Annotated in this window: 10 protein-coding genes; 1 reads left to right on the top strand and 9 read right to left on the bottom strand. The window is 45.6% G+C overall.

Going from position 1 to position 13,036, the window contains the following annotated elements:
- Positions 1-36 precede the first annotated feature (36 nt).
- The 9 genes from K9M52_RS00790 to K9M52_RS00750 form a co-directional block, all read right to left on the bottom strand.
- Complete coding sequence (locus K9M52_RS00790; protein WP_224070167.1) at positions 37-3,600, bottom strand: SusC/RagA family TonB-linked outer membrane protein; 3,564 nt, start codon at positions 3,598-3,600, stop codon at positions 37-39.
- Positions 3,601-3,711: 111 nt separating this feature from the next.
- Positions 3,712-4,962: a FecR family protein gene (locus K9M52_RS00785; protein ID WP_224070166.1), complete on the bottom strand. Its 1,251-nt coding sequence runs from the start codon at positions 4,960-4,962 to the stop codon at positions 3,712-3,714.
- Between the two features lie 211 nt (positions 4,963-5,173).
- Positions 5,174-5,674, bottom strand: coding sequence for a DUF6691 family protein (locus K9M52_RS00780; protein ID WP_224070165.1), 501 nt, complete (start codon positions 5,672-5,674; stop codon positions 5,174-5,176).
- 12 nt (positions 5,675-5,686) lie between these two features.
- Positions 5,687-6,256, bottom strand: coding sequence for a YeeE/YedE family protein (locus K9M52_RS00775; RefSeq protein ID WP_224070164.1), 570 nt, complete (start codon positions 6,254-6,256; stop codon positions 5,687-5,689).
- Entirely contained in the window at positions 6,257-6,550 is a 294-nt protein-coding gene (gene trxA, locus K9M52_RS00770; RefSeq protein WP_224070163.1) for a thioredoxin, read from the bottom strand.
- Between the two features lie 138 nt (positions 6,551-6,688).
- Positions 6,689-7,285, bottom strand: a complete 597-nt coding sequence (locus K9M52_RS00765; protein ID WP_224070162.1) for an RNA polymerase sigma factor — start codon at positions 7,283-7,285, stop codon at positions 6,689-6,691.
- Between the two features lie 439 nt (positions 7,286-7,724).
- Positions 7,725-8,453: an MIP/aquaporin family protein gene (locus K9M52_RS00760; RefSeq protein WP_224070161.1), complete on the bottom strand. Its 729-nt coding sequence runs from the start codon at positions 8,451-8,453 to the stop codon at positions 7,725-7,727.
- 59 nt (positions 8,454-8,512) lie between these two features.
- Positions 8,513-10,009, bottom strand: coding sequence for a glycerol kinase GlpK (glpK, locus tag K9M52_RS00755; protein WP_224070160.1), 1,497 nt, complete (start codon positions 10,007-10,009; stop codon positions 8,513-8,515).
- Between the two features lie 337 nt (positions 10,010-10,346).
- A complete protein-coding gene (locus tag K9M52_RS00750) occupies positions 10,347-11,111 on the bottom strand; it encodes a DeoR/GlpR family DNA-binding transcription regulator (protein WP_224070159.1) in 765 nt (254 codons plus the stop codon).
- A 330-nt stretch (positions 11,112-11,441) separates the two neighbouring features.
- Here K9M52_RS00750 and K9M52_RS00745 point away from each other — a divergent pair, with 330 nt between their 5' ends.
- Positions 11,442-13,028, top strand: a complete 1,587-nt coding sequence (locus tag K9M52_RS00745) for a glycerol-3-phosphate dehydrogenase/oxidase (RefSeq protein ID WP_224070158.1) — start codon at positions 11,442-11,444, stop codon at positions 13,026-13,028.
- Positions 13,029-13,036: the final 8 nt, after the last annotated feature.

The raw sequence follows: 13,036 nt of genomic DNA, 5'->3' as shown, positions 1-13,036 counted from the left end.
CAGGCTCGCTTATAAATTTATTTCTGAATCTACTGATTATAGAGTGAGGTTAATGCCCACTGAATAGGTCTTGCCGATCGGATAGTCTTCCAAACGGGCGCGGGATACTGCACCGCTGGGGTCATTATAATTAATAGCAGAACCGGCTTGTTCAGGGTCTACGTATTTGGTCAGATCGCCGAAACGCCAGGTCAGAATATTTTCTCCACTGAAATAGATCCGCAGCTTTTTGATCTGGAATCTGTTTGTCAGCTTTTCCGGCAGGGTGTAACCCAAGGTCAGATTCTTCACTCTCAGATAGCCTACATTCAGCAGGTAATAGTCGTTTACTTCACCCAGTGACCGGTTCGCACCTAAAGATGTATAGCCTCTATAGATCTGTGGATAAGTCCTTTCCGGGTTTTCCGGTGTCCATGCATTGGTGATCAGGTCTTTTCTGATAAAAGACAAATACGGCCGCTCATAGGTGCCCCAGAATATATCTCCTGTTGGATACCAGTCCTGATGAACTACACCCGTTCCGGCTACATAAAGATCGAAGTTTTTCCAGTCGGCGCTAAGGGTAAAGCCGAAAGGTAGTTTAGGCATGGCATTACCGATTGGGCGGATGTCTCCATGGTCAGCCAGCGTATAATCTCCCTTGTCAATGGAACCATCGCCATCCAGATCCACATAATGGATGTCACCGGCTTTTAAACCTTTCCACTCTTTGTTCTGAGCGGTATTAATGATAAATTTATATACCTGTCCCAGATCTTTGGTAGGGTTGGCGAACTGATCCTGAAAGGCTTTCGCTTCCTCATCCGTCTGGAATTGTCCATCAATATGATATCCCCAAATCTGTCCCAGTTCCTGGCCTTCCCAGAAATTGCTCATGATGCCGTTGGGGTTAGGATACTTGGTAATCACCCCCTTGAAATTGTAGAGGCTTACTGATGCATTCAGGTGCAGCGGGCTGCCTGCCACAGAAAACTGATCATGATAGCCGATATTCAACTCAAATCCGCGGTTGCGCAGACCGGCAATATTTTCCTGAGGCTCATTGGCGCCAAAGACAGCGGGTAAAGGCTCTCCTGGTAGATACATGCCATCTGTTCTTTTCTCATACCAGTCAAAAGAGGCCGTAATCTTGTTTTGCAAGAAGCCTAGGTCGATACCGAAGTCCAGTGTCTTGGTCTTTTCCCAGCTGACAGAACTGGGCAGCGGGGCAGGCACACCGGCGTAATTCAGTTTCTGACCGTCTACCAGCCAGCTGGATTGGCCCAGTCCCATAATTTCTGAAAACGTATATAACGACACGTTTTGATTACCCAGTTTACCATAAGAAGCCCGGAGTTTGAAATTACTGACCACGTCTTTGAGCGGTTTCCAGAAGTTTTCGCGGCTCACATACCAGCCGGTAGAAACAGAAGGAAACATCCCCCATCTGCTCTCACTCGGAAAGCGGGAGGAGCCGTCATAACGGGCATTTACCTCCAGCAGGTATTTATTTTTATAATCATAATTAAAGCGGCCGAAATACCCCTGTACAGCCCATACAGTTGCAGAACCGTCAGCCCTCAGTAATTCTGTACCCAGGTTTAGGTTCGCCAGTTCATCAAATAGTAATCCGCCCTGTTCAGCGGTGATATTATCAGACACATAGTTCTCCTGGTTATATCCCAGCATCAATTTGAAATGATGATCTTTTATATCCCTGTTATACGTGCCAAAAATATTCATTGCCCTGTAATCACCGCGTCCCCGGTCTTCCGTTAGCCGGTTAACGCCTACATTTTCTAACTGTAGTTGATTGCCGACGATAATATCAAAGGTGTTCAGCCGGGTAGTATTAGAGACGTGGTTAATCTTGTTGCTGTAGTTAAAATTAAGCTCCATGCCCTTGAGGGGCGTTAACTTAGCCGCAATCGTATTGATGAATTGTTCTTCGAATTGTGTTTTCCAGTTGTTGCCTTGCTGTAGGGCCCCCTGAGCTCCGCCGCCGGAAAAATCAAATGGCACACCATTAATTTCGCTTGGGTAGAAGGGAAACAGATTGTACCAGGTAGTCGTGCTCCATATGCCGCCCCATCCGTTTCTGTAGCCGCCATATTCCTTTTGATCACTATTGTTATACTGAATATCATCAGAGATTTCCAGCCAGTCGTTGGCTTTGAAAGTCAGGCTTGCTTTCAGATTATATTTGGTCAGCGGTGCATCGACAATATTTTGGATGCCAGTAGTCTTATAGTATCTGCCGGATAGATATCCGTGTAACTTTTCTGAACCGCCCGATAATGAGATGTTGTGCATTTGTCCCGGCTGCCATTTTCTGAACAGGTAATCATACCAGTTCGTATTGCCGTAGAACTTATAAGTGCCGTCTGGCTGTTCTTCGTAATAAGGCTCGATTTCCCCACCAGCCACTTTTTTAATAATTTCCCAGTCCTCATCATCATATTGAGTATAAGTGGTGCCATTGTATCCGGTCAGTGCCGCGTCTACTGTTTTACCATACACATAGGGATCTGAAATAAAATCCGTTCTGGTGGTTGGCCTGGTGGCACTGAAGTTATTGGTATAGTTTACGGCAAGACTACCGGCTTTTCCCTTCTTAGTGGTGATCAGTACAACACCAAAAGCTCCCCTGGCACCATATATAGCAGAAGATGCGGCGTCCTTTAAGACGGTTACAGTCTCAATGTCTGCAGGATTGACCCTGTCGATATCTCCCACGATGCCGTCAATCAGAATCAGGGGGCCACCACCGTTAATGGAGTTAAAACCACGAATATTAATTTCCGGAGTAGCGCCGGGGTCTCCGCTGCTGGTTTGAATATTTAGTCCCGGAAGCTGACCTTGTAAAGCGCTGACGACATTGGGTAATGGCCGCGTATCGAGTTCTTTGGCCGTAATCTGGGAGACCGCAGTTGTCAGGTTTTCTTTTTTCTGCGTACCATACCCCACAATGACCAATTCTTCCAGTGAAGACGGCTTCGCTTCCAGATTAACGGCATGCAGTGTCCTGTTATCGATGGGTAAAGTGACAGATTGATAGCCTACAAAACTTATTTCCAGCGTATCGCTGAGTTTAGGTACAGCGATTCTGAAGCTGCCATCACTGGAAGAAGTCGTGCCTATGTTACGCCCCTTCAACATGACACTGACACCGCTCAACGGTTCTCCTTGTTCGTTTTTAACGACACCCCGTACAGTTGTGTCTTTGGGGATCAGGACCTCCGGTGCCGGTAATGATTTGGCTGGTTCATAACGTACCATAATTGTTTTTGAAACAATAGAATACTTGAAAGGTTGTCCTTTGAAGCAGGCACTGAGTACCTCTTTTAAATCCATATTATGAACTTCTATGTTCAGTGGTGACCCGTGATGGAGGTCTTCATCTGCATAAAAGAAATGATAACCGGACTGATTTTCAATGGTCTGGAATAGTGTTTTTAGCGAGGCGTTTTTTAACTGAAGCGATATTTTCTGTCCATTGGTACTGCCATAGCTACAAACGGCAAATAAAAGGGATAAAACAGCGGTTAATTTCATGATCCGCACGAATTTTTTAGGCGCAGACCAGCTGGCGGGTCTGCACAGATAAAGTTTGAATTGCATACCTTTACATTGTTAGAGTGAATAGTTTAGGTTTAAAAAGGGCCTGAATACATGCTCTGACTTCCGGTCACTTCGGCCTGCCCGCTGAAGTGACTTTTTTGTTCCGGCATATTAATTGGGTTGAACGATTATGTTTCTGTCATGAACTTCGAATTTTATTTTATTAGAAAAGCTTAGGATTTTCAGGATTTCATCCAAACTGGTCTGCCGGGAAATGCCACCCGTAAAAGTCTGGTCGAAGGTTCCTTTATAGAGGATCCGGACATCGTACCACCGGGCAATCTGCCGCAGTATGGACCCCATATCCGTTTGATGGAATAAAAAAGTATTGTTTTTCCAGCTAATGACTTCAGCGAGATCGGCATTTTTATCAATGGTCATTTTGCCGCCGGGCCTGATGGCTGCCTGCCAGCCCGGTTTGAGCCGGGTATCATTCACTTCTATGATTCCTTCTATCAGCGTCGTTTTAATGGAGGGCTCGTCTTCATAAGCGTTAACATTAAAGGCCGTTCCGATATCACGGATGGTCTGCCCCTTCACCTGTACGACAAAGGGTTTGTTCTGGTCGTGCTGCACTTCAAAATAGACTTCACCGGTTATGGAGACCGTTCTCTGGTCGTCAGGGAATCTGTCCGGAAAACGGATAGAACTTTCTGCATTCAGCCAGGCTTTTGTACCATCGGGCAATATCAATTGATAGCGGTTCCCTTTTTCAGTGGTTAAGGTATTATATTGAATCTCTGTTGCGGTATAAGTCCCCGCCTGATAATCGATTTTGCCAGCTTCGTTGTAGGCAATGAGCTGATTACCCTTTTTAATACTTTGATCCACAGTGCTGTCCAGTATAATTTGCGTTCCGCTTGCCAGCGTTAATACCGCTGCAGATTTGCCGGGGAGAATGCTGGGTGAACGTTCTGCCTTTAGGGCAGTTGTCAATAGCCGCGGATGACCCGTCTGTCTGCTGTTATTAATCAATATTCCGGCACCCAGACCCAGCAGAAGTGCTACAGACGCGGCAACTACCCATTGAATGGGCCGGATACGTCGCCGCGCCTTTTTAGCTGTGTCGGACGACACGCTGAGGCGTATCTCAGGCCTGGCAGTCTGCTGATCAATCGTCTTCCATGTATGTGCCAGCAACTGATCCAGCGCTTTGCTTTCCAGCGCGTTGTCGGCACTATGTGGATAAGGATGCCCTGCGACGGTTTCCTGGTGGAGAAAATGATCTTTTAGCAGTTCTTGAAAATAGGCCTCCAGCTCACTTTGGTTTTGCAAGGCGTCTAAGAAGCTATCCATCTGTTCTTTGGTAGCTTCGCCATGTTGTAGTCGAAAAAATATCTGTTGAAATTCTGATTGAGTCAAAGCGAATTTTAATAATGACGCTTTGTGGCCGCTCTACATCTGCTGGAAAACGAACTTTTTTTTATGATTGGGGAAAAACAGAGGCAAGGTAGCGGACAGTGTTTGATTGTCAGGAGCTTATCGTTTTACCAGGGTTGCCTGCAATTACACAATGCCCTGGGTACATGGCAGGCAATGTCTGCCTGTTTTTGAGATCGGCATCGGAGCTGTACTAACGCGGCAGTTTTTCCCTGAGCAGGCCATAGACCCAGGTGCCTGCAATAGCACTCAGTAAAGTAACGGAGATCACTGTGACGCCCGTGCCTATTTGTGCGAAAAGTGGCCCTGGACAGGCACCTGTCATTGCCCAGCCCAGCCCGAAAATCAAACCGCCATAGATCTGGCCTTTATTAAATGTTTTGGGTGCAATGTTAATGGGTTCACCGTCCATTGTCTTAATCTTGAATTTCTTTAACAGCAAAATGGACACCATGCCTGTCAGGATCGCACTGCCGATAATGCCATACATATGGAATGATTCCAAACGGAACATTTCTTGTATACGGAACCAGCTGATGACTTCAGATTTCACGAATACGATACCGAATAACATACCAATGATCATGTATTTGAGGTTGGCATACCATTTTTGCTGTACTTGGATAGGGTGGGTATCACTCGCCTTTAATGTGTGAGGTTGTGTCTGATGGACAGTATCCGTATGTTGTTGCATGGCTCGTTGGAATTATAAGATAAGGATAAGGGGTAAAATCAGGTTGGCCATCAGCAGCCCGCCTATCATAAAACAAATAGTTGCAATCAGCGAAGGCCACTGTAGATTAGACAGGCCCATAATAGCGTGCCCACTAGTACAGCCCCCAGCATAGCGCGTGCCGAAGCCGACCAGAAACCCACCAACAACCATCAGCAGAAAGCCTTTTAGCGTCAATAGTGACGGCCAGGTCATGATGTCTTTCGGGACTAAATTACTGTAATCGGTAATGCCATATCCAGCCAGCTCTGCTGCGAGTTTGGGACTGACTTCAACTGGTGCATGATTTGATAACAGGCTGGCCGCGATCACGCCGCCCAGCAATATACCCAATACAAAAAACAGGTTCCACAATTCTTTTTTCCAGTCATATTTAAAAAACGGGATATTGGCAGGCAAGCAAGAGGCGCATATATGCCTCAGCGATGAGCTGATCCCGAATGATTTGTTGCCTACAATGAGTAGCATAGGCACTGTCAGGCCGATTAAGGGGCCTGCGATATACCACGGCCAGGGTTGCTTCAAAGATTCTATTATTCCCATCTATTTGTTTGCATTAATTAATCGTTCTAATTCACTTGCCGGGCAGACGCCAGACTGCCGCCAGCGTATTTCTCCTTTCTTGAAGAGCATCAGCGTAGGTACGCCCTGTATCTGATAGGCCGCAGCGGCCTGCGGGTTCTTGTCCACATCAATTTTAATGATGTACGCGTTGTCACCGATCCGCTGCTTTAATTCTTTCAAAATGGGTGCCATCGTTTTACAGGGGCCACACCACTCGGCGAAAAAGTCGACCAATACAGGCTTGTCGCCATGAATCATATTTTGAAAAGTCATGCTGTTTTTTTTACTGCCAGAAAATAGAGTCGCATCAATTTAGGAAGTGAAAGTGACGCTGTCCTATATATAATACAAATATACGCCCATTTTAACTGATAGCGTTACAATGAAAGGCAAGTCTTTAGTTGCAGCGGCTTAGTTGGAACAATAAAAAAGCAGTATTAAAACGGCATTCAATGATTTTTTCTCCAAAAGTTGCGCACGTAATATTTTGGTCGCTTTGACGATATGGTCGTTAACAGTAGAGGCAGATATACCTAATAAACTGCCAGCTTCCTGATAGGATTTGCCTTGTATTTTACAGAGCTCCAATACTTTTTTGCGTTGAGGAGGAAGTTGCCCGATCAATGTATCAAGCTCCTGTAGCAAGGGGTACTCATGCGCCTGCGTATGGGAGGGATCGTAACAGATATCAAAGTGTTCCAGCAAGGCCGCTCTGGCTTTCTGCTCTCTGGCGGCTTTTCTAAAATAGTCATAGGCCAGATTGGCGGCCATCCGGTTCAGGTACGCAGGTAGGTTTGTATGGATATCCAGGGTGTCTTTTTTGATCCATAACTTGACAAATAGTTCCTGTAATAATTCTTCTGCAATTTTCTCTGATCTGACCAGTTTAAGTAATTTTATATATATAGATTTGCTCTGATCCTCATAGATTTGGGCAAAGATCTTCCGGTCTCCCGATTTGAGGGAGCTAATCAAAAATTGCTGATTATTTTCAAAAAGACTCGGCATGATTACTGGATTGTACTGCTATAAGCTGTCCAAATGTAGCCAAAATAAACCTAACAAAACCTAACAAAACATTATGGTATTGTTACCTGTCACAAGGCTCCCAAAAAAGAACCTTATGACAGATGACTTGTTTTTTGAATAGCAGGTTTATAGAACGTGCCGTAAAACCCATTCATCACGTAGTGTGGGTGGGCTGTAAGGCACAAAAGTATTTGGCTGTTTTACAAAGTACATTTACTTTCGTTTTGTCAGTAAAAGACTTAAAAACCTCGTAAGGGACTTGCGAGTACACGTGTGGAGCGATAATAAGACTTCTAACCCATTTGGGCAGTAAGCAAGTCGCTGTGAAGCACGAAGCCCATTCATCGCTTTAGCGTGGGTGGGTAGTTCACACATAGATTCATTACCGATAGTTGTAAATCCCGGCCGGTCGGTAAACTTAGCTAAGCACCAGATAGAGAATTGCTGCCACAGCACAACCAATGAGGGGACCCACAATGGGTACCCAGAAATATTGCCAGTCGGCTTTATTTTTATCTTTGAGCGGTAATAAAGCATGCGTAATCCTGGGGCCCAGATCTCTGACTGGATTTATGGCATAGCCGGTAGTACCTCCTAATGAAAGCCCGATAGCCCAGACGATAAAGGTGACCGGAATAGCACCGATAGAACCAAGTCCTATAGGTGTTTTGGCTTCACCCAGTTCTCCGCCTTTAATATAAAATACCGCTAATATCAAAACAAAAGTACCTAACACCTCACTTAATACATTGAGTTTAGCATTTCTGATCGCAGGGCTGGTATAAAAGCAGGCAGCTTCCAATCCCGGAGATTTTGTCGCATTAAAATGGTCCCTGTACATCAGGTACACTAAGAACGAACCGACCATGGCGCCCACCAGCTGTGCCAGTATAAACCCCGGGACAAGTGCCCAATCAAATTTACCGGCAATGGCCAGGCCAATGGTGACAGCAGGATTCAGGTGCGCACCACTGTATGGTCCGGCAATAATAACGCCGGCAAAAACAGCCAGCGCCCAGCCTGTGGTAATGACAATCCATCCACTGTTGTTGCCCTTAGTATCTTTAAGCAGCACATTGGCAACTACGCCATTGCCTAAAAGAATCAAAATTGTGGTACCGATCAATTCAGCAATTATTGGACTCATGAAAATAGCATTAAAAAGATAAAAATTAGTTTAATTAAAAAAAGGACAGTAATAGATAATTAAGATTTATCCAGATCAGTCCAGGCTTTTACAGCCGCCACAGCTCGCTGCCAGCCCCGGATCCGTGCGGTGCTGTCGCTGTTCTCAGGTGTAAAACTGCGGTTAATCTGCCATTGTTTTTCGATCGCCTGAATATTTTCCCAGAAACCGACAGCCAGCCCGGCGAGATAGGCAGCGCCAATAGCCGTGATTTCTGTAATATTGGGTCTGAGTACTTCGGTTCCAAGAATATCCGCCTGAAATTGCAATAGCAAATTATTATTGGTGGCGCCGCCGTCCACTCTGAGTTGACTGATCTGAAGGCCCGCATCATTTTGCATGGCAGTCAGCACATCCATCGTTTGGTAAGCGATGCTCTCCAGTGCGGCGCGACAAAAATGATTTTTATTTGTTCCTCTGGTGATTCCGAAAATACTGCCTCGGGCATCCTGATTCCAGTGAGGAGCTCCCAGGCCGGCAAAAGCAGGTACCATGTATACGCCGCCGGTATCCGGCACCGCTGCCGCTAGTGCTTCTATTTCAGGAGCGGATTCAATCATCTTTAACTCATCGCGCAGCCACTGCACCACAGCACCTGCTATAAAAATACTGCCCTCAAGCGCATAATGCACTTCGTCGCCAATTTTCCAGGCTATGGTAGTAATCAAGTTGTTTTTAGAAAGAGTAGGTTTGCTGCCTATATTCATCAGCATGAAACAACCTGTACCATAGGTGTTCTTCACCATGCCCGGCCGGTTACACATGTGTCCGAACAAGGCGGATTGCTGGTCGCCGGCGATACCGGCAATCGGTACTTGTATGCCTAACAGACTTCCGGATGTTGTCCCATATACTTCGCTGGAAGATTTTACTTCGGGAAGCAAAGAGGCCGGAATGCGCAACAGCTCCAGCAAGGTTTCATCCCAGCTTAGCGTATGAATATTATATAACATGGTCCTGGAGGCGTTTGTGACATCTGTGATATGTAGTTTGCCTCCGGTCAGGTTCCATATCAGCCAGCTATCGATGGTTCCGAACGCCAGTTCTCCTTTTTCTGCCCTGGCTCTCACGCCTTCCACGTTATCCAGTATCCATTGGATTTTCGTGCCGGAAAAATACGCATCAACGATCAGTCCTGTCTTTTGCTGAATCAGTTCCGCTTTGCCATCTTTTCTCAATCCGTCGCAGATAGCAGAGGTCCGTCTGTCCTGCCAGACAATGGCGTTATAAACAGGAACGCCTGTGGACCGGTCCCAGACGACAGTTGTCTCTCGCTGATTGGTAATGCCAATAGCGGCTAGCGCCTGCCGGTCGATTCCTTTTTGTAAAACAGCTTCCGTGATTACACTGGCCTGCGTCGACCATATTTCCATCGGATCATGTTCGACCCATCCTGGTTGCGGATAGATTTGTTTAAATTCTTTTTGCGCAAGTGAAACGATAGCGCCTTCATGGTTAAACAGAATTGCCCGGGAACTGGTCGTGCCCTGGTCAAGCGTCAGAATATACTTTTCCATTTTTATAGCTTTAAGTGCGTTCAGATATTCACCGGATATTTTCTTAAATCCTACATAAACACCTGCTTTCATTTATAGGTTAAGTGAAAAGAAACGAAACATATCAAACGCAAATTAACATATCTGAAATTATAAAAAAAGGAAAAAGTAAAAATAAATAGAAAATTCTTAACAAATTGTAGTGAATCAGCCAGTTAGTGCTGTAATTTTTGTTAAGGGAGCTGCCTATGCTGCCACTTGGCTAGTATGAACATATTCTGGGAATCGCGGCATCTCAAAGGCCGGAATTTGGGTTGGACCGGCCTTGGCTTGCCCTAGGCAAGGCCGGTTGCAGGGACTATTCGGCGATCGTGATTTTTATGCCGAGTTTTTGGCACTGGTCAACAGTTGCCGGGGAAATACCTTTATCTGTGATGATCTCATCGATGTCATGGAGTCCGCATATCCGGCTAAAGCCTCTTTTGCCAAATTTCGTGTGGTCTGCCAGAACGATGACCCGCTGTACAACACTGATCATGGATTTATTGAGCTGAGCTTCCATGGAGTTGCTGGTTGTTATACCAAACTCAAAATCAATCCCATCTACCCCTAAATATAGCTTTGTACAGAAGAAATCTTTAAGGATTTCTTCGGCGTAACTGCCAACGACAGAGGAGGAGCTTTGTCTGACAATGCCACCCAGCTGCATAATATCCACATTGTTATGCTTCACCAACTCAGAGGCGACCTGCAGCGCTGAAGTGATTACAATCAGTTTTTGCTGTGGCTGGATTTCCCGGGCCAGGGCAAGCATCGTAGTACCAGAGGCGATAATAATGGAGTCATCAGCTGTAATATAAGTAGCTGCTTTTTTACCGATAGATTTCTTCTCGGCAGTCTGCATCATTTCTTTTTCATTCACCGGCCTGTCTGTGGTAAATGGATTGGTATTAGACGCGCCACCATGTGTTCTGTAGAGTTTTCCGGCTTTTTCCAACAGTTTGAGATCCTTTCGGATGGTAACCGCAGAAACTTTTAACGCCTTACAGAGACTGGAAACGCTCTCATAACCCTTTTGATGCACTATGTCGATGATTTGCTGATGTCTCTCTAAACTGGCCATAGATATAGTTTTGATACCAAAGTTACTGAATACGACGCACTTGGCATTATAAAAAAATAGATTTGTCGATGAATAACAGGTGTTTAAAATTATTCGTTTGATAATCAACGCAATGTATGTTATTTTAAGAATTATTTAAAATTATTTTGTGATTTCTGAAACTTTGTATTTAATTTCGTTTTGTGATTTTGTTGTTTCAAAAATAAACAAACGAAACTTGGTATTATTGCACTTGAAACTAAATCGTTTGGATTTAAGCTGTTGCAGCTCAAAAACACCTGATTTTTTTCATCAACTATTGCTCTAACCTTAAAACCTGAACCGTTATAAATGGAATCATTTGATAGAAATAAATTACTGGAGGCAATGGAAAGCCAGACTGTCTGGGATTTGGTCATTATTGGCGGTGGAGCTACCGGTCTGGGTATTGCGGTGGATGGTGCCACCAGGGGGTATAAAACATTATTACTCGAACAATCGGATTTTGCCAAGGGGACTTCCAGCAGAAGTACAAAGTTGGTGCATGGGGGTGTCCGCTACCTGGCACAGGGAGATGTTGGCCTTGTTAGGGAAGCCTTGAAGGAAAGAGGCCGGCTCCTGCATAACGCACCGCATCTGACCAGAAATGAATCTATTATTATACCCTGTTATAGTTATTTCAGTTCCATAAAATATGTAGCGGGTCTGAAACTTTATGATTGGCTCTCCGGTAAATTGAGTTTCGGGAAGTCGAAACTGATTCGAAAATCAACTTTAAAATCCAAACTGCCAACGGTTCAGAAAAATGGGCTTAAATGTGGTGTTCTGTACCACGATGGCACTTTTGACGATGCAAGACTGGCGCTCAACCTGGCACAAACTGCCGTAGAGCATGGGGCGGTTTGCCTGAACTATGCCAAGGTAACGAAGCTGCATAAGAATGACAAAGGCCGGCTAAACGGCCTTGATGTCATTGACACGATAGGTGGGAAAACCTTTCAGATCAGCGCGGGGGCTATTGTAAATGCAACCGGGGTGTTTGCCGATGAGATCCTGCATATGGATAATGATCAGGCAAAGTCTATGATCCGTCCCAGTCAAGGCATTCATCTGGTCCTTGATAGGAAATTCCTTAATAGCCAGGATGGAATTATGATTCCCAAAACAGATGACGGGCGCGTATTGTTTGTGTTACCCTGGTTTGATAAAGTGCTGATGGGGACGACAGATACGCCGCTTAACAAGCATGATCTGGAACCGCGGGCCCTGGAATCAGAAATCGAATTTGTCCTGCGCACAGCTGGCAAATACCTATCACAGGCACCGACCCGAAAAGATGTCCAAAGTGTCTATGCAGGTCTCCGGCCGCTGGCTGCGACAAGTGACAGTGAAGACAAGACCAAGGAGATTTCAAGAAGTCATAAAGTAATGGTGGCTAAAAGCGGTCTGGTATCGGTCATCGGCGGTAAATGGACCACATATCGAAAAATGGCGGAAGACACGATCGCTAAAATGATCTATCAGGGACTGTTGCCTTCTAAGCCCTGTCTGACAAAAAACTTGACCATCCATGGTGCCGCAGCCCCGCTTGATCCGGCAGACCCGCTGTCGGGTTATGGTGCTGATAAACCTCTATTGGAAACCTATATGAATGGTAATCCCGAGCTTACCTGGCCAGTGGGAGGATATGACAGACTACTGACCATTCAGGTCGTATGGGCTGTCCGCCATGAAATGGCGCAGACGGTAGAAGATGTGCTGGCCAGAAGGACGAGGTTATTATTTACGGATGCGCATAAAGCAATGGATCTGGCTGAACCTGTCGCAGATATTATGGCCCGGGAAATGGGCAGAGACGGTGATAGCGAATGGAAGGCTGCTCAGGTAAATGCATTCAGGGCCCTGGCCAAAGGTTATTTACTAGATGCCGCTAGTTAAGCGAAGCA

The organism is Arachidicoccus terrestris (assembly GCF_020042345.1).
In the GTDB taxonomy this organism is placed as follows: Bacteria; Bacteroidota; Bacteroidia; order Chitinophagales; family Chitinophagaceae; genus Arachidicoccus; species Arachidicoccus terrestris.
Note: the sequence above shows the minus strand (reverse complement) of the source record. Positions and strands in the feature narration are given on the sequence as shown.